Annotated in this window: 15 protein-coding genes and 3 tRNA genes; 14 read left to right on the top strand and 4 right to left on the bottom strand. The window is 36.9% G+C overall.

Annotated features, from left to right (window positions below):
- The first annotated feature begins 27 nt into the window (after window positions 1–27).
- The 3 genes from PZ898_RS19980 to PZ898_RS19990 are packed head-to-tail and all read left to right on the top strand — an operon-like array spanning window position 28 to window position 4,390.
- Window positions 28–1,623, top strand: coding sequence for a sulfatase (locus tag PZ898_RS19980; RefSeq protein WP_277694044.1), 1,596 nt, complete (start codon window positions 28–30; stop codon window positions 1,621–1,623).
- 16 nt (window positions 1,624–1,639) lie between these two features.
- Window positions 1,640–3,250 (top strand): sulfatase, encoded by a 1,611-nt coding sequence (locus tag PZ898_RS19985; protein ID WP_277694045.1) that lies wholly within the window; start codon window positions 1,640–1,642, stop codon window positions 3,248–3,250.
- Window positions 3,251–3,292: 42 nt separating this feature from the next.
- Entirely contained in the window at window positions 3,293–4,390 is a 1,098-nt protein-coding gene (locus PZ898_RS19990; protein ID WP_228432392.1) for a formylglycine-generating enzyme family protein, read from the top strand.
- Window positions 4,391–4,392: 2 nt separating this feature from the next.
- Here PZ898_RS19990 and glgP read toward each other — a convergent pair whose 3' ends face one another.
- Window positions 4,393–6,057 carry an alpha-glucan family phosphorylase gene (gene glgP / locus PZ898_RS19995; RefSeq protein ID WP_062675482.1) on the bottom strand — a complete coding sequence of 555 codons (1,665 nt, stop codon included), beginning with the start codon at window positions 6,055–6,057 and terminating at the stop codon, window positions 4,393–4,395.
- A gap of 204 nt (window positions 6,058–6,261) precedes the next feature.
- On the opposite strand from glgP, the gene PZ898_RS20000 reads away from it, so the two are divergent.
- From PZ898_RS20000 to PZ898_RS20020, 5 genes are all read left to right on the top strand, one after another.
- Window positions 6,262–7,059 (top strand): hypothetical protein, encoded by a 798-nt coding sequence (locus PZ898_RS20000; RefSeq protein ID WP_062675481.1) that lies wholly within the window; start codon window positions 6,262–6,264, stop codon window positions 7,057–7,059.
- A gap of 191 nt (window positions 7,060–7,250) precedes the next feature.
- Entirely contained in the window at window positions 7,251–9,353 is a 2,103-nt protein-coding gene (locus PZ898_RS20005; protein ID WP_277694046.1) for a T9SS type B sorting domain-containing protein, read from the top strand.
- Between the two features lie 84 nt (window positions 9,354–9,437).
- Window positions 9,438–10,028, top strand: coding sequence for a DUF1572 family protein (locus PZ898_RS20010; RefSeq protein WP_062675480.1), 591 nt, complete (start codon window positions 9,438–9,440; stop codon window positions 10,026–10,028).
- Window positions 10,029–10,094: 66 nt separating this feature from the next.
- On the top strand, window positions 10,095–11,441 hold the full coding sequence (mtaB, locus tag PZ898_RS20015) for a tRNA (N(6)-L-threonylcarbamoyladenosine(37)-C(2))-methylthiotransferase MtaB (protein ID WP_120233447.1): 1,347 nt from the start codon (window positions 10,095–10,097) through the stop codon (window positions 11,439–11,441).
- Between the two features lie 54 nt (window positions 11,442–11,495).
- Window positions 11,496–13,013 (top strand): FMN-binding glutamate synthase family protein, encoded by a 1,518-nt coding sequence (locus PZ898_RS20020; RefSeq protein ID WP_216445326.1) that lies wholly within the window; start codon window positions 11,496–11,498, stop codon window positions 13,011–13,013.
- A gap of 67 nt (window positions 13,014–13,080) precedes the next feature.
- Here the strand turns inward: PZ898_RS20020 and PZ898_RS20025 are convergent, their stop codons facing one another.
- Entirely contained in the window at window positions 13,081–13,854 is a 774-nt protein-coding gene (locus PZ898_RS20025; protein ID WP_062675477.1) for a hypothetical protein, read from the bottom strand.
- A gap of 55 nt (window positions 13,855–13,909) precedes the next feature.
- Here PZ898_RS20025 and PZ898_RS20030 point away from each other — a divergent pair, with 55 nt between their 5' ends.
- Window positions 13,910–14,347 carry an RNA-binding S4 domain-containing protein gene (locus PZ898_RS20030; protein ID WP_062675476.1) on the top strand — a complete coding sequence of 146 codons (438 nt, stop codon included), beginning with the start codon at window positions 13,910–13,912 and terminating at the stop codon, window positions 14,345–14,347.
- Between the two features lie 18 nt (window positions 14,348–14,365).
- On the opposite strand, the gene PZ898_RS20035 is transcribed toward PZ898_RS20030, so the two are convergent.
- Window positions 14,366–14,881 carry a shikimate kinase gene (locus PZ898_RS20035; RefSeq protein ID WP_034693808.1) on the bottom strand — a complete coding sequence of 172 codons (516 nt, stop codon included), beginning with the start codon at window positions 14,879–14,881 and terminating at the stop codon, window positions 14,366–14,368.
- 115 nt (window positions 14,882–14,996) lie between these two features.
- On the opposite strand from PZ898_RS20035, the gene PZ898_RS20040 reads away from it, so the two are divergent.
- The 3 genes from PZ898_RS20040 (at window position 14,997) to PZ898_RS20050 (ending at window position 15,315) form a co-directional block, all read left to right on the top strand.
- Window positions 14,997–15,069 (top strand) — tRNA-Lys (locus PZ898_RS20040).
- Window positions 15,070–15,104: 35 nt separating this feature from the next.
- Window positions 15,105–15,187 (top strand) — tRNA-Leu (locus tag PZ898_RS20045).
- Window positions 15,188–15,242: 55 nt separating this feature from the next.
- Window positions 15,243–15,315: transfer RNA gene (locus tag PZ898_RS20050), tRNA-Lys, on the top strand.
- A 188-nt stretch (window positions 15,316–15,503) separates the two neighbouring features.
- On the opposite strand, the gene panC is transcribed toward PZ898_RS20050, so the two are convergent.
- Window positions 15,504–16,352, bottom strand: a complete 849-nt coding sequence (panC, locus tag PZ898_RS20055; protein ID WP_062675475.1) for a pantoate--beta-alanine ligase — start codon at window positions 16,350–16,352, stop codon at window positions 15,504–15,506.
- A gap of 171 nt (window positions 16,353–16,523) precedes the next feature.
- On the opposite strand from panC, the gene PZ898_RS20060 reads away from it, so the two are divergent.
- Complete coding sequence (locus PZ898_RS20060) at window positions 16,524–17,294, top strand: glycogen/starch synthase (protein WP_034693703.1); 771 nt, start codon at window positions 16,524–16,526, stop codon at window positions 17,292–17,294.
- 13 nt (window positions 17,295–17,307) lie between these two features.
- Window positions 17,308–18,951: a DUF4270 family protein gene (locus PZ898_RS20065; protein ID WP_277694047.1), complete on the top strand. Its 1,644-nt coding sequence runs from the start codon at window positions 17,308–17,310 to the stop codon at window positions 18,949–18,951.
- Window positions 18,952–18,961 lie beyond the last annotated feature (10 nt).

Genomic DNA, 18,961 nt, shown 5'->3' on the forward strand with positions numbered 1-18,961 from the left:
CAAGGCTGGTTTTTAAAACTAATTGATATGTTCAGAGTTTCAACTTTAAAATCAGTTTATATTCTTCTATTGATTTTATCATTTAATATAATTGCAGGACAATCACAAAAAAAGTCTAAGCCCAATGTAATTTTTATTGTCGTTGATGACCTGAGGCCGGAACTGGGAGTTTACGGTAATTCAACCATTAAAACACCCAATATAGATAAGCTGGCAAGAAGAGGTACAACTTTTACAAATGCATATTGTCAGGTAGCAGTTTGTGCCCCTTCCAGAGCCAGTGCCTTAACGGGTTTACGGCCGGATTCCACTAAGGTATGGGTGCTGGGAGAAGAATTTCGTAAAATACATCCTGATGTGGTAACGATTCCCCAGCAATTTGAAAAATTCAATTATCATACAGTATCTATCGGAAAGATTTTTCATAATCATATGCCTGATTCTATCTCTTTTCGTGAACCGGATCTCCGTCCTGAAGGATATGCCGTTAAAAATATGATAGACAGAGATCCGGAATCTTTTTATTTCAGTGGTGAACTTAAAGCTGAGCTTGCTGCCAAAAGATTGGAAAGATTAGCCAAAGATCCTAAAAGATATGGGAATGGCTGGGCATACGGACGTTCTGTAGAAGTTGCAGACTGTCCTGATGATTCGCTGTATGACGGAGCTCAGACATCACTTGCTATTCAGACCATCAACCGTATTAAAAATAAAAAGAAACCCTTCTTCCTTGCATTGGGGTATTTCAGGCCGCATTTACCTTTTGTAGCTCCCAAAAAGTACTGGGATCTTTATGATCCTATGCAAATACCTATGGCGGATAACAATTTTATTCCGTTCAACGCACCAAGTATGGCTATGTATAACCAAAGAGAGATGACTGCTTGCTATGATCTGGAATACGTAAAACATCCTGCCTACTTCCGGATGCCTGAAAAGGAAGCCAGAATGCTCAAACATGGGTATTATGCTTCTGTAAGCTATGTTGATGCCTGTATTGGGCGGCTTGTAGATGAGCTGGAAAAACAAAAACTAATGGACAATACCATTATTGTATTATGGGGCGACCATGGCTGGAAACTGGGTGAGCATAACGCCTGGGGCAAGCAGACTAATTATTTAAATGATACCCGTGTTCCTCTTATTGTATATGCACCTGGAATGAAAAATCCGGGAAGTAAAAACAATGAACTGGTAGAGATGGTAGATCTTTATCCTACCCTCTGTGATCTCGCAGGAATAGAAACACCTGCTTATCTGCAAGGCATAAGTTTTAAAAAGCTTCTGAATGAAAATAGTGTCGAATGGAAAGGAGCAGTATTCAGTCAGTTCTTACGCCCTGCCGGAGAAGGAATAGATCTTAATAAAAAAAATTACATGGGATATTCAATGGTGACCAAAAGCTATCATCTGATAGAATGGTACTATTGGGATAAAGTAACCCAAAAACCGGTGGAACTTGTGGCACGGGAACTTTATAATCTTACCTCAGATCCGAAGGAGAATTTCAATATAGCAGTTTATCCCGAAAATAAAGACATTCTGGAAAAGCTTTCTGAACAACGTAAAAAAGGATGGAAAGAAGTGAAAAATAAGCTGATAACAAATAAGTCTTATCAATAAAAGAAAATTATACCTCATGAAGAATTTCAACTTTTTAAAAATAGTATTCATTATATTGATTTGTAATTGCATGGCGGTGAGAGGTGTAAGCTTTAATAAAGATAATCCCAAACCTAAAAAAAGTGTAAGATCCGCTATCAAGCAAACAAGACCCAATATCCTGTTTATTCCTATTGATGATTTAAGACCTGAAATGGGCTGCTATGGAAATACAGTTATAAAAACTCCTAATATGGACAAACTTGCAGCAAGAGGAGTTGTTTTTAATAGAGCCTATTGCCAGCAGGCTGTATGCAACCCCTCACGGGCAAGCCTTCTGACAGGTCTAAGACCAGATTCCGTTCGTGTATGGGATCTTCAGACAGATTTCAGGAAAAATCTGCCGGATATAGTAACCCTTCCGCAGATCTTTAAAAATAATGGTTATTATACAGTAGGAATTGGAAAAACCTTTCATAACACTTTACCTGATGATAAATCCTGGAATGAAGAACTTCATGTAAATGGATACCCTTTTGATCCGGACGCAGTGTATCAGCTGGAGAAAAACAAGATGATTCAGAAAGAAAAGGAGCTTGCTCTGCAGAAAATGGGAAAAGCCAAGCCGGATGTTTATGGATTTATCTATACAAAGTCCAATTCCGTTGAAATGGCAGATGTTGATGATGATGCTTATTATGATGGAGCACAAACGACTATGGCCATTCAAAAGCTGAAAGAATTAAAAAGAAAAGATAAGCCTTTCTTTTTTTCAGTAGGTTATTATCGTCCGCATTTGCCATTTAATGCGCCTAAAAAATACTGGGATCTGTATAACAGAAATGATATACCTCTTGCGAAAAATCAATTCATACCTGAAAATGCTCCGGAATTTGCCGTACATGGTGATGCTGAACTGAGAGGGTATACGGACAGATCAGACCTGCCTTTACCATCGGAAAAGCCATATGATTTGGAAAAGCAAAAGGAAATTCTCCATGCTTACTATGCCTCTGTCTCTTATACAGATGCTCAGATAGGCAGGCTTTTAAAAGCCTTGGATGAATTAGGACTGAGTGAAAATACCATTATTGTATTGTGGGGAGACCATGGCTGGAAACTTGGAGAGCATAACAGTTGGTGTAAACAGAGCAATTACGAGATTGATACCAGAGTGCCGCTTATTATCAGCGGGGCAGGAGTAAAGGCAAAAGGAAAATCAAGCAATGCACTTACAGAGTTTGTTGATATTTATCCTACTTTATGTGATATGAGCGGAATAAAAATTCCCGATTATCTTCAGGGAATCAGTATGAAACCTTTGCTTTCGGATCCTGAACGTAATTGGAAAGCAGCAGCCTACAGCCAGTTTTTATTAGGCAGATTCGGAGTAAAAACGAGAGGTGTGCAAAATGTAGAAAGAATGGGATATGCGATCCGTACCGACCGGTACCGATATGTAGAATGGTTCGAATGGAATAAAGAAACGGAAAAGCCCGGAGACTATCTGGCCAGAGAACTTTATGATCATAAAAATGATCCTGATGAAAATATAAATATTGCTGAAGAAGTTTCTTCTAAAAAATTAGTCAATCAGCTTTCACTTCAGTTGAAAAAAGGATGGAGATACAGTAAACCGAAATCATAAAAAACTGTAAATATTCAGATAAAGATGATGTTTTCCATAAAGATGATAATTTGTACAGGAGTATTAAGTTTGGTATGTTCCTGTAGTAAAAATAAAGCCGTAGAACCTGTGGGAAATAAACCCGGGCATACCTGCATGACTATTCCGAAGAGATTAGGGACAACAGATTCTTCTCATATCAGTTTTAATGGAAAAACTTCTCTGGAAGCAATGGTGCTAATCCCTGGAGGAGAGTTTGATATGGGAGGCGATAACAGTCAGGCTGATCCAGATGAATACCCTAAACATAGAGTGAAGGTTTCTCCGTTTTATATGGATATAACAGAAGTGACGAATGCACAGTTCAATAAATTTGTAAATGCTACAGGCTATATCACAACGGCAGAACGTAAACCCGATTGGGACGAATTAAAGAAAAACCTTCCTAAGGGTACTCCGAAACCTCCGGATAGTATATTGGTAGCTGCTTCATTAGTATTTAAACCTACCAGCAGACCTGTGCATCTGAATGATTACAACCAATGGTGGAAATGGGTAAAAGGTGCTAGCTGGAAACATCCTGAGGGACCGGGAAGCAATATTGAAGGAAAAGACAACTATCCTGTAGTACATATAAGCTGGGATGATGCACAGGCTTATTGTAAATGGTCTGGTAAACGTTTGCCCACAGAAGCAGAATGGGAATTTGCAGCACGGGGCGGATTAAAAAATAATATATATCCATGGGGAAATGAACCCGTCAATGAAGGAACTCCTAAAGCAAACAGCTGGGAAGGAAAGTTTCCGTACCTCAATGAAAAGAAAGACGGTTATAGTACCCTTGCCCCTGTACAATCATTTAAAGCCAATGGATATGGATTGTATGATATGGCGGGAAATGTTTGGGAATGGTGCAGCGATTTATATAATTATGATTACTATAAAAAACTGGAAGGCACAATGGCTCTAAACCCGAAGGGTGCTGACAAGTCTTATGACCCTCAGGAACCTTATAGTGTAAAGCGCAGCCTTCGTGGAGGAAGCTTTTTATGCAATGATAGCTATTGCAGTGGATACAGGGTGGCCCGGCGTATGAAAAGCAGCCCTGATACAAGTCTTGAACATACCGGATTCAGGTGTGTTCAAGACATTACTCATTAATTCTATTTTTGATTATTATAGAGGATCCGGTAGTATTCATCCGCCATCCTGTCGCTGTTGAAATGATCTTTCACATCATTCATGGCATTATGCTGAATTTTTCTCCATTCATCAGGGCGATCATAATACGTGGGAAGAATTTCGTTTTCAAGGATTTCATATAATGTATTTAAATCATAATTATCCTGTTCATAAATGCTCATATTCTGATAATCTGCTTTAGGAACAACGAAAGAATTTTCTCCGTGTTTGGCAAATTCCGGAATCCAGCCGTCGTCTGTGGATAAATTGACAGAGCCGTTCATAGCAGCCGTCATACCAGAAGTTCCGGAAGCTTCCCTTGGAACTCTTGGGTTATTAAGCCATACATCAGAACCTTGTTTTAAAGACTTACTTAAAGAAAGCTCGTAGCCTGTGAGAACAGCTATATTTTTATGATTTTTACTTTCTTCCACCAGTGTATTGAAGGTGGAAATAGCAGAGTAGTCCATTGGGTAAGGTTTTCCTGCCCAGATGATCTGTACCGGATATTTGGGATGGTTCAGAAGTCTGTAGAATCTCTCCTTATCATGCAAAAGAAGCTCTGCTCTTTTGTAGCCTGCAAATCTTCTTGCCCATACAATCGTAAAGATATTAGGATTAAATAAATTTCCTGTTTGATCGGCAACAATACTGAACAGTTTTTTCTTTAAATATTTCTTACGGAAATCGAAAGCAGTGGCATCATTTTCATCTTTTGCATTGTATAAAGGTTTATCAGACCAATATTTAAATTCCTGAGCATTAGTAATAGAAGTGATTTCACAGATTCCCGGATATTTATTCCACATGGCTCTGGAAACGACTCCATGAAGCTGTGAAACGCCATTGGCCATTCTTGCCATTCTTAATGCACAGAGAGAGTGATTGAAACGGTCATCATCAGATCCTTCAATCTTTTTCACTTCTTCCATGCTGTATCCCGAAAAATAGGACATGTCATAACATAATCTAAAGCTGTGCTTTTCATTACCAGCTTCTTCAGGAGTATGAGTGGTGAAAACCAGTTTTTCTTTAACTTTATCAAGGTCTCCGTTATATTTTCTCAGAAGATAAAAGGCTGCCGGAAGTCCATGAGCTTCATTAAGATGGTAAACCTCTCTCTCAATGTTCATTTCATCCAGTAGCTTGGCTCCTCCTTTCCCCAATAAAATATATTGAGCAAGTTTTGTAGATTCATTCGCATCATACAGCTTGTGACAGATTGTTTTGGAAACATGATCATTTTCCGGAACATCCGTAGAAAGGAAAAACATGGGTGCCGTATTGAAAATTTCAGGATCAAGGTACCAAACTTTTACCCAAACCGGAGCACTATGGATTTCAATTTGGAATTTTATTCCGGTGTCTTCAAGAAAACTGTACATCTTTCTCGTCCATACAGGTTGTAAAGTCTGATCGTGGTTTCTTGCCTGGTCATAATAACCAAATTTCCATAGGATACCGATTCCAATAAGATCCTGCTTAAGATTATAAGCACTTCTCATGTGAGATCCTGCCAGAAAGCCAAGTCCACCTGAATATATTTTCAGTACCTGCTCAAGAGCAAATTCCATTGAGAAATAAACGGCTTTTTTTGAATATTGAGGATTAATCGTGTAAGGTATTCTGAAATTCCTGAAATCCATAAATGTGGGTTTGTGTTTAAAAAGGCAAAGGTATTAATTATGAAAATAAACTTTACATTAATTAATCGATAAATTAATAAAAAAACTAAGTATTGAATTGTTTTTTTACTTACCTTTAAGAGGGTAAATTTTTGATTATCAAAAACTTTTAATGATGAAAGCCATTGGCTGCATGTGTTCTTTAATTAAATAAAAAAATCACACATGAAAAAGACGTTTTCTGAAGAAGATCTGATAAAGAATCTTAGCTTATACTACCTTAATCGGCATTTGAAAAAAAAGCCAATGGAAAAGTATCACCGGACCATAGATGAATCTCCGCTGCATGACCGTGAAAAATACAGAAAGAAATCCGAGATTCTGCTTCTCAATTCTTTTATGCATCATTTTCCCGAAGTGAAATTTGAAAACCTTACCTGCGAGAGTCCAGACTTTATCGCCAAATTAAACGACAAAAAAATCGGAATAGAACTGACTGAAGTGATCAATCATCTGGAAATGAAAAAAGTAGAAAGTACTTTGAATAAAATGTTCCGTCAGGCAGAAATATTATTAGAACAGGAAGACACTACGAAATATCGTGGTGTTTATTTTTTAGAATTCCACCCGGAAACCAAATTTGATAATCTGGAAATACAACAGGAAAATATCATCAGCATTTATAAGAGCATCAAAAAAAATAAAGGAGTGGGATGTGTAAAAAGTGTAAGAAAATCTTTCCATCGCAGAAATGTATTCATAACCCATGAATACAGCATGAATCTGTTTGATGAACTATGCTCTGAAAAGATTCTGGAACTCATCGAAAAAAAGAACGAAAAATTCCCATATTATGACACCTCGGTAGATGAATGCTGGCTGGTCATTGTTTCCGATATGAATTCTATTGCTTCACGATATACCTTCATTCAGGATAAAGAACATTTAAGAGAAGTAAAAAGTCCTTTCCATAAAATATTTCACCTGGAAAATCTCTGTGGAAATATTACAAGTATAAAATAAATATTATGTATTTGATTATTTGTTGTATAATTTGATATAATGTAGATTATTTTGAATTATTTAATGTTTTAATTTGTAATAGTTTAAAATTGTTTAGATTTTATTGTTTTTAATTAAAATAAAGTTATATTTGATGTGCATTGATTATCAATGCAATGTATAACTGCTATAACCATAAAAACATTCAATCTATGAGAAAACTTTTACTTTTTATACTTCTATGTCTCTCTCATACTTTCTATGCTCAGGCCGATTGTGCTACCGCTCTTTCCGTTTGCGGAAATTCAAATATCACGTATAGCCCTACTGGGTATGGTAATATAAAAGAATTGGTTAACTCAGGAAGCTGCATAGACTTTACAGGGGAGCACAATTCAATCTGGTATAAAATTACAATTGCTACAGGAGGAACGCTTACCTTCGATCTGGTTCCTAATAATCCGGATGCTGATTACGACTGGGCAATTTTTGGCCCCAATGTAAACTGTGGAAGTCTGGGATCACCTATTCGTTGTAATGCGGCAACCGTTATTGGGCCTGGTCCTGCAACAGGATTAAATATGACAAGTACGCTTTTAAGTGCTGCAGGAGGTTCTTTAACTCCTTATTGCAGATATCTTGATGTTTTGCCGGGACAGACTTATTATTTATTTATCGATAACTGGGTGAGCAGCACCAGTTCTACTACAGCACCGTTTTCTTTAACGTGGGGAGGAACTGCCACACTGGCTTCACCATTTACCGATCCAAATATTCAGACTCAGCCATTTATTCCTCCGGGGATTCCGGCGGCAAATCCTGCAGACCCAAGAGAGGTTGTAATATGCTCTGCTACAGCTTTGTTTGATTTTTCTACCTTATCCTCCGGAATTCTCAACGGAAATCAAAATTTTGGGGTAAGTTATCATCTGAGTCAGAATGATGCCTTAACAGGGAATAATCCTATTACAGCTCCTATTACAGTCAATACAACAACTGTCTATTATTACAGTATCAATTATACCGATCCGGCCAATGCATCTAATCCGCTTAATAAATGTAAACAGGTTGGAACATTTAAATTTAAAAATGGTTCTATTACAGCCAAAAATGCGATTTTGACCCAATGTAACAATAATAATGCAGGGACTGCTTTATTTGACTTAACCACAGCGGACGTTATTGGAAACCCAAATGTTACTAAGAAATACTATCCTACAATGGCGGATCTCAATGCCGGAACCAATGAGATTACCACCCCAATGGCATTTGTTTCTGCAGAAGGAATTATCTATGTAAAGGTAATCTCAGAATTTGGTTGTACTGCAGTCGCACAGATTACTTTGAAATTTTATCCGGTAGTGGTTGTGAATGAAACAACCCTGAGATCATGTTTCATCGAAGCCAGCCCAGCCACCGCTTCTTTCAATCTTGTCAATGCTTCAGTAACCGGGCAGACCAATCCGACAAAAAAATATTATCCTTCATTGACAGATGCTGTTAATCAGACCAATGAAATCCTGAATCCCAATAATTACATTGCACCCAATGGTTTTGTATACATAAGGGTTTCTAATGCTCAGGGTTGTTATAATGTCGCTAAAGTTACTTTGATCGTTATTCCGCCTGTCTATTCTGATAAACTTAAAGATGTGACTATTTGTGCAGAAGACCAGACTACGCTGGATGCAGGACCCGGATTTAAAAGTTACGAGTGGAGTACAGGAGCTACTACACAAACGATTAAAGCAGGAATAGGAGTATATTGGGTAAAACTTAAAACAGGAGAATGTGTTACCACACAAACTGTAAAAGTACTTCCTTCCGAGCAGCCGGTTGTTTCCGGGATTGATATTTCGAACAACACAATCACAGTATCCGTAATAGGTGGAACTCCTGCCTATAAATATTCAATTGATAATATCATCTGGCAGGATTCCAATGTTTTCAATAACCTTTCCAGAGGAGATCATAAAATATATGTAAAAGATGCTTATGACTGTGATCCGATAGAAATAGGAATTGTTGTCCCTAATCTGATCAATGTGATTACCCCTAATGCAGATGGAATAAATGATGTGATTGATTATTCAGCCTTAGCGAACAAACAAAACCTGATCATGAATGTCTTTGACCGCTATGGAAATAAAATCTTCCAGGCAGACAAATCCAATGGCTATAAATGGGATGGTACCCAGGGAGGAAGAAGAGTCCCTACAGGAACATACTGGTATTCTATCACATGGAATGAAAATGATAAAAAGAATACGGCCATAAAATATACAGGCTGGGTTCTGGTGAAAAACAGAGAATAATAATAAAACAGATAGAAAAAACCACTTCAATTGAGGTGGTTTTTAGTTTTAAAAGTTATTAAATTAGGAAATAGAATAGAAAGAATGAAAGACCTGTTTGTAAAACGCTTTGAATACTATAAATCTCTTGGTGATAAAACCTTTGAACAGTTAACAGATGAGCAGATGTTCTGGCAGTATAATGAAGAAAGTAATTCTATTGCAATTATTGTAAAACATCTTGCAGGAAATATGCTTTCAAGATGGACCAATTTCCTGACTGAAGATGGTGAGAAATCCTGGCGTAACCGTGATGGAGAATTTGTCAATACTTTTACCACTAAACAACAGGTTCTTGATTTTTGGGAAAAGGGCTGGAAATGTTTTTTTGATGCTCTTGATAAAATAAACGAGGAGAATCTCTATTCCACAACGTACATCAGAGGAGAAGCACATCCGGTTATTGATGCCGTTCTTCGTCAATTGGCTCACTATCCTTACCACATTGGACAGATTGTTTATATTGCGAAAATGATAAAGAATGAAGATTGGAATACGCTTTCAATTGCCAGAAACCGATCTCAACAGTTTAATACAGAAATGAAAACCAAATTTTCAAATCAGGATCCGGATACCAATTCATCGCCTGTCTGCCTTCAAAACAGCCCCGAGGTAAGAGACGAATATAAACAATAGATTGAATCAATCTTGGATTCTTATTAAAATTACTATCTTTGCACCCATAAAATTCAGGAGTAACAAATGTCTACTTTTCACAGAACTGCCGCGTTTCATACACTTGGCTGCAAATTAAACTTTGCAGAAACATCTACTATTGCCCGTCAATTAACAGATGCAGGTTATGATAAGGTAAGCTTTGATGAAAAAGCGAATGTGTATGTTATCAATACATGTTCCGTGACAGAAAATGCTGACCGTGAATGTAAACTTCACGTGAAAAGAGCAATGAAAGCCAATCCGGAAGGACTGGTGGTAATTGTTGGATGCTATGCACAGCTAAAGCCTGAAGAAATTTCACAGATTGAAGGAGTGGACCTGGTTTTAGGAGCAAAAGAAAAATTCAATATTCTGAGCTACCTGGATGATTTGGAGAAATCTGAGAGTGAAGGCGTAGTGCATTCATGTGAAATTGAAGAAACCGATTTCTTTATCGGAAGTTATTCTATTGGGGACAGAACCAGAGCTTTCCTGAAAGTACAGGACGGCTGTGATTACAAATGTACTTACTGTACCATTCCATTAGCCAGAGGAATTTCACGTTCTGATACCATCGAAAATGTTCTTAGAAATGCTACGGAGATCGCTGCGAAAGATATCAAAGAAATTGTTCTTACAGGGGTGAATATAGGTGATTATGGTAAAGGAGAATTTGGAAATAAAAAACACGAACATACCTTTCTTGATCTTATTTCAGAACTGGATAAGGTAGAAGGAATAGAAAGAATCCGTATCTCTTCGATCGAACCTAATCTTTTGAAAGATGAAAGTATTGAACTGGTTTCTAAAAGCAAAAGCTTTGTTCCGCATTTTCATATTCCGTTACAATCCGGAAGCGATGATCTTCTAAAAAAGATGAAACGTCGTTACCTGACCAAGCTTTATCATGACAGAGTGAACAAGATCCGCGAGGTTATGCCTCATGCGGCTATCGGCGTGGATGTTATTGTAGGATTCCCGGGAGAAACAGAAGAAAGATTTATGGAAACTTATAATTTCCTTAATGAGCTTCCTATCACTTACCTTCATGTATTTACCTATTCTGAAAGAGAAAATACGGAAGCTGCAGCAATGGAAGGAGTAGTTCCTGTTGCGGAAAGAAAAAAACGTAATAAAATGCTGAGAATTCTTTCTGAAAAGAAGAAAATGGCATTTTATCAGACACAACTTGGAAAAACGCTTCCTGTTCTTTGGGAGCACGAAAATAAAGACGGGAAAATGTTTGGCTTCACAGAAAACTATGTGAGAGTCCAGAAAGACTTTGATCCTGCATCCATCAATCAAATTGAATTTCTAAATTTAGAAAAAATACTGTCAGATGGCACGGTTTCTGTGCAATCTTCTTACCAAAATTTTTTAGCAAAAGCATAGGCTCTTTGCAAAAATTCTACTAAATTTATTTTTAAACTTTTAAATACTACATTCATGAGAGATAAGTTTTTATCTTGGGGAATTGTATTAGTAGCTGCTACATGGATTATAGCAATACTGATCAGAGCGCATTATTGGATACCTACGCTGTTATCCGCAATTTATGCATTGGGTGTTTACAATGCTTACCAATCGAAACATGCTATTTTGAGGAACTTTCCTGTATTGGGATACTTCAGGTATTTTTTCGAAAGTATTTCACCCGAAATGCAGCAATACTTTATTGAAAGGGAAACAGATGGGAAGCCATTTCCAAGAAACCAGCGTTCTGCAGTATACAGACGTGCAAAAAACTTAAGTGATACGGTAGCTTTTGGTACGCAGCTGGAAGTAAATCACAGAAAGTATGAAGGGATCAAGCATTCTATTTATGCAAAATCACCATCAGAAGAACTTCCGAGAGTATGGGTTGGAGGAGAACAATGTACACAGCCTTATCATGCTTCTTTATTTAACATCTCAGCAATGAGTTTCGGGGCCTTGAGTGACAGAGCACAGATTTCACTGAACAGAGGAGCCAAAAAAGGAAACTTTTACCATAATACAGGAGAAGGAGGAATTTCACCTTATCACCTGGAAGGAGGAGATCTTTGCTGGCAAATCGGAACAGGGTATTTCGGATGTCGCGACGAGGAAGGGAAATTCAACCCTGAATTATTTACAAAATATTCCACGCTTCCTAATGTTAAAATGATTGAAATCAAATTATCGCAGGGAGCAAAACCGGGACACGGAGGAGTTCTTCCGGGAGTAAAAAATACACCGGAAATTGCAGCGATTCGTCACGTAACACCGGGAATGACTGTTATTTCACCACCATCCCATAGCGCTTTTTCTGATGCTGCCGGATTGCTGAGGTTTGTACAGCAGTTAAGAGAACTTTCAGGAGGAAAGCCAATTGGTTTTAAACTTTGTATCGGTGATACCAAAGAATTTGAAGATATCTGTGTGCAGATGAATGTATTGAAAATTTATCCTGATTTCATTACTATAGACGGAGCAGAAGGAGGAACAGGAGCTGCGCCACCAGAATTCTCTGATGGAGTAGGAATGCCATTGGAGCCTGCTTTGATATTTGTGAACAGAACGCTTAATAACTATAACCTGAGAAGTAAATTAAGAGTGATTGCCAGTGGTAAAGTTCTTACCAGTCTTGATATTCTGAGAGCAGTCGCAATGGGTGCAGACATGTGTAACAATGCCAGAGGATTTATGTTCTCCCTAGGATGTATTCAAGCATTGAGATGTAACTCTAATAACTGTCCTACAGGAGTAGCAACCCAGGATAAAATGCTTATTAAAGGACTTGATGTGACGGATAAAGCTGAAAGAGTATATCACTTCCACAAAAATACACTCCATACCTGTAATGAATTAATTGCTGCTGCAGGAAGAAGCTCTTATGAAGAAGTAGATGCCACCATGTTTATGAGAGGTGATGAGTTTGATCACCTTGCAGACCTTTATTTCCCTGATATCTTAGGAAATGTAAAACAGAAAGCAAGACCGTAATTACAGTTTACATCATAAAAAAACACCGTTTGAATAACGGTGTTTTTTTATATAATTATTTTTTATTTTATTGCTGTTGTTCCTGTGTTTGTTTGTCATCACTTGGTCTGTCCTCTCTTCCATAAATCTGAAAGTTGAATACAAAAGATTTATTTCTATAAGAAGTATTTAAATACGGATAATGAGGATTTCTTGCAAAAGCAGCTCTGGAAGGAACGATGATTACTCCTTGTAAGTTATAAGGTGTTTCACCGGTAAGATTATCAAATGCTTTGAATTTCTGTAAAGCTTCTCTAAATCCTGGAATTTGATAATATTTTGCTTTTTTTGCAGCATCCGGGGTAGTAACAGTGCTCAATATTGATTTCTTTACATAATAATACATTGGGTCAATAACAGGTACACCCGTTCCGTCAATGGTATTTAAAAAGGCGGCTTTTGCTTGAAACGTAGTGTTTCCATCAGAATTAACGGCCAGATACGAGTATCCTCTTCCCATAATTTTGATAATATCATCATCCTTGATGGTTTGATTAGGTGTAGGATTAACAGGCTGAGCACCGCTTCTCATTATATAGATTGTTCCTGAAGGAAGCGTTACAGGCGAAAGCTCAGATAATTTTTTTTCATTATCATCTGACGTGTCCGTAGAGCTGAAAGCTTTTATATTTCCCTGCGCATCCAGATAATTCTCATCCATGAATTTCTTAATTGCCTGATCATCATAGGTGTTTTGCGTAGCAATATCTTCCGGTTCTACATAGGGTGATGTGTCATCATCTTTCTTACAAGCAGAAAAACACAAAGATCCTGCAAGGATATATAAAAATATTTTTTTCATTTCAAAAAACTTTAATTACTTTACAAATAATATAACGGCAAAAGTATAAAAAATTATGAGAATAGATAAATTTTTATGGAGCATTCGTTTTTATAAGACGAGAAGTATTGCAGCAGAGGAGATTAAAAAGAATAGGGTTTCTATAGGAACGTCTGCCGTAAAGTCATCTAAAGAGGTAAAAGAAGGAGATACTATTAAAATCCGTAAGAATCAGATTGATTATAAAATAAAGGTAATTCAGATTCCTAAAAGCAGAATTGGGGCCAAGCTGGTTCCTCTTCATATTCAGGATGTGACAGATAAAGAGCAGTACGAACTGTTGAAGCTCCGTAAAATGTCACAAGACTATTACAGAAACAAAGGAGAGGGAAGACCTACCAAAAAAGACAGAAGAGAAATGGATGAATATGTAGGCAATGATATCGACTCCGATTTTACAGACTGGGATGATTTCTTCGGAGAGACCGGCGGTGAAGATGAGGATGAAGATTAATATAAAAATAGAAAAGCTCTAGAGATAGAGCTTTTCTATTATTTCGTTGACAATGTCTTCCGGTTCTCTGGAATCTGTCCCTACAGTGAATTGTGCTTTGCTGTAAAATTGATTTCTTTCAAATAAATGCTTGGCAATGAATTCCGGCAGGTCTTCATCAGATATATTGGCAATTAATGGCCTTTTTTCTTTCTGTTTTGAAAGTCTTTCCACCAATGTCCCAACTCCTGTTCTTAAAAAAATACTCTTGGAGTTATGATTAATAATCTCCATATTATTATAATATACAGGAGTTCCTCCACCAAGGCTTAAGACAACATTTTCTTCAGAAGCCAATATCTCTTCAAGCGCCTCTCTTTCCAGTTTTCTAAAGTAAATTTCTCCCTTTTTCTCGAAAATTTCAGGGATAGTTAATTTATTTCTTCTGGAAATCTCTTTATCAAGATCAATTAATTTAAAATCTATTTTTTCGCTTAATATTTTGGAAATGTGAGATTTGCCACTTCCCATGTATCCGATCAATGAAATTACCATGAAATTTTTTTTAACAAATTTGCGAAAAAGTTTTGAGATAAAGAAAAAAGTCATATCTTTGCACCACTTAAAACAAGGGACATTACTTAAATGAAAACTTGTTGCATAAGTGGCCGACTCGGTAGCTCAGCTGGTAGAGCAATACACTTTTAATGTATGGGTCCTGGGTTCGAATCCCAGCCGGGTCACTAGCAATAAAAGTTACTGAATTTGTAATTTTATTGCCTGCGTGGTGAAATTGGTAGACACGCCATCTTGAGGGGGTGGTTTCCTAAGGATGTGCTGGTTCGAGTCCAGTCGCAGGCACTGCAAAGAAAATTTTATAATTAATATTGAAATTTATTTCATTTTAATTGTGGCCGACTCGGTAGCTCAGCTGGTAGAGCAATACACTTTTAATGTATGGGTCCTGGGTTCGAATCCCAGCCGGGTCACAAGTTTACTGAAAAGTAAATTTTTTTCATATTAATATTTTGTGATTTGGTGTTTCAAAGGCTTCCTTCAGGAGGCCTTTGATTTTTGTATGAACTCAAGTCTAAACTTCATCTCGTTTTGTTTTTTTGTATTTAATAATAATCCCCAGCTGAAATAGCCAGGGATAATATATTTTAATAGATAAAGATTAATCCAGATGTATGTTGTCAATTAATCTTACTCCATCTACTACAACTACGATGAAGGCTCTGAAATTTCTGTCTTTATAGAAAAAATCTGTCTCCTGTAATGTATTTTCATCAGCAATCAGAAAGTATTCAAGCTTCATACCCTTCTGATCATCAAAAATATCAGCTACTCTTTCCTTGATTTCCGGGATACTGACAGTTCTGAACCAGTCGTTTACTTTTTTTAAAGTCTCATAAATTACTTTAGAAGCTTCTTTTCGGTCTTCATGAAGTCTCTGGTTTCTTGAGCTCAGTGCCAGTCCGTTTTCTGCCCTGTAAATAGGAACTCCGGTTATTTTAACGGGAAGATGTTTTTTCTCCACCATTTTTTTAATAATAGCAAGCTGCTGAAAATCTTTTTCACCAAAATAAGCATTATCAGGCTGTACCTGTCTGAAAAGCTCTTCTACAACAGTTCCTACTCCGTTGAAATGTCCCGGTCTGGATTTGCCTTCCATTTCATTTTCCAGTCCGTCAAAATCATACGACTGGCTTTCAGCTTTTTCAGGGTAAATATCTGCTACCTCTGGGATGTAGACAGCGTCTACAAGGCCTGAATTCTGAAGAATAAGGATATCTCTGTTAACATCTCTTGGGTATTTTTCAAGATCCTCAGGATTGTTGAACTGAGTTGGATTTACAAAAATTGAAGAAATGACAAGATCATTTTCTTTTCTTGCCTCTTCATACAGAGAAAGATGGCCATTGTGCAGGGCACCCATAGTAGGGGCAAAGCCAATTCTTTTTCCCATTTCTTTCTGTCTTTCAATGAAATCCTGAAGGACTTTTCTGTTTTTTAGAACTTCCATAGTTTATTTTAATACTATTTCAAAAATACTAAAAATATCGCATAATAATATGTACTTTTAATAATTTGAAAAAGGGAATTTTCGTAAAAAAATGTTAATTAAAATAATGTTGGATGTTTTTTTGTAATTTTGCACATTAAAGCATTTTTACAAAAATTAGATAGAAAGTTTATGCCGAATCAAAAAATACTGTACATTACTACAGAGATGTATCCATATCAGGAAGATACAAATATGGCTGCAGTGGTAAACAAAATGGCACTTAAGATGCACCAAGAAGGCAATGATGTAAGAGTTTTTATGCCAAGATTTGGACAAATAAGTGAGAGAAAGTTCCAGCTTCATGAAGTAATCCGTCTTTCAGGGATGAATATTATTATTAATGATCTGGACCAGCCTCTAATCATTAAAGTAGCGTCTCTTCCGGGGGAAAGACTTCAGGTTTACTTTATTGACAATGAAGAATACTTCAAAAGAAAACAATATTATTTCGACGATGAAGGAAACCCTTTCGAAGATAATGATGAAAGAGCTATTTTCTTTGCCAGAGGAGTTATTGAAACCATTAAGAAACTAAACTGGGTGCCGGACGTTATCCATTTAAATGGATGGATGTCTTCTTTTGTTCCAATTTATCTTAAAACTTACTACGAATCCGATACTTATTTCAAAGACGCAAAAATTGTACTTTCTCTTTACAATGAGAAAGATGCTGACCTGGACAAAAAGATCGATGAAAAGTTACAGTTTGATAATATTTCGGGATTAAAAGCGTTAGATAACCCAACTATTAAAAGTTTTGTTATCGAAAGTATGAACTATGTAGATGCCGTTGTAAAAGGTGACGAGTTTCTGGATGAAGACCTGGATAAGGCTTTCAATGAAACAGCAACCCAGAAATCGGAATATCTGGACGTAGATTCTATAAATCAACTTTATTAAAAACACATTTTTAATGACTCATAATCTTAAAAAGACCTTCGCCATGCTTCTATTGGCGATATTTGGAAGTGCATTCCTTTATAATTGTGAACCGGATCCGGATTCTCTTGGTGAGCAGCTGTTTAATGGTGATGCAGCACAGGGCAATGAAATTGCATACCCTGTTATTGCATACAATTATGATAACAACGATTCAATCAGAAGTGATGCTTCAAGACTAATCAGTGGGTTGAGTGAATCAGGTGTTACTACAAATGTTGCTGTTCTTGGAGCCTTTACTGAATCCCAGTTTGGAATGCAAAGAGCATCTTATGTTACCCAGCTGAGAATGCCAACGGATAATTTTGACTTCAATGGCGCAAATCCAAAAGTAGATTCAGTAGTCCTTGTAGTAAGACCTCCTGCAAATACAGCTTCGAATACTTACTTCTTTGAAGGTGATTCATTAAGAACAAATACATATACAAAAACAGATTTCCCAGTAGACGGAGTAGCTACGGAAGTTTCCATTGAGAAAAAAACTTATCCTGTTCGTAAATATGGTAAAATAGGGGGGGCTTCAAAATCAATGAAAATCAATGTACACGAAGTAACTACGTTCTTAGATGCAAATAATGATGCTCTAAAACGTTCCAATGCATCAATAAGTACTGGTGAGCTGTTAGGTTCAGGAGTATTTGATGGGAACGTGAGTTCTTTATCTATTACAAAAAAATCTGATAATTCAATTGTATTCTCAGGAAACTTAGGATTCAGAATGAAGTTAAGTAATACAAATTTTTTCCAGACTCATATTCTTGATAAAAAAGGAAAACCTGAACTTCAGGATGCTGCTAACTTTATCAGATATTTTAAAGGAATAAAAATTTCTGTGGACGAAACGGATAGATATCTGTATCAGTTCTCTCCTAATGACTTGCAGGTTATCATGTATTATAAATATGATAAGACAGACAACGGAACAACCACAAGACCACAAACAACACTTAATTTCAACCTAGGAAGTGCTAATGCTCATATCGGATTGTATGAGTATAACAGATCTGGATCACCTGCTGCAGCTGCACTGGCTGCAAGTAACCCTAATGAAGGAGATGAAAGACTTTTTGTTCAGGGAATGGGAGGCCCTTCTGTGGTAGTGAAAATTAAGGATGAGACCATCACAAAACTTAAGGAGATCTATAATAAAGATAAGGCAGGTATTGTAAGTGCTAAGATCAGAGTATATCTGGATCCTGCAACATGGAAAAATACAGGTTCTACTGAAGATCGTAAGTTTACACTTTTAAACAATACATTAAATGCGGGTAAAATTGATTACTCAAAGTTAACATTCACTTCAGATCTTACAAACGGACTAGGTTTATATTATTATAAAGAGAATCCTGGTTATTATGATTTTGTAGTTACAAAAACAGTCAAGGATATTGTTGAGGGAAAAACAGAAACAGTAGGAGATGCTACACAGCCGATTGTTAATAAACCATTAATTATCAATGCAGGAGCATTTGCAGCAAGTACTACAGGAACTCTTTTGGGAGTTCGTAACACAACAAGAGCATTTGATATGAACAGAATTATTCTGACAGGAGTAGATAAAACAAATACGAATCCGAAGAGAATCCAGCTAATGGTGACTTATGGAACGAAAAAATAGAACACGATAA

It is taken from the genome of Chryseobacterium sp. WX, assembly GCF_029542485.1.
In the GTDB taxonomy this organism is placed as follows: domain Bacteria; phylum Bacteroidota; class Bacteroidia; order Flavobacteriales; family Weeksellaceae; genus Chryseobacterium; species Chryseobacterium cucumeris.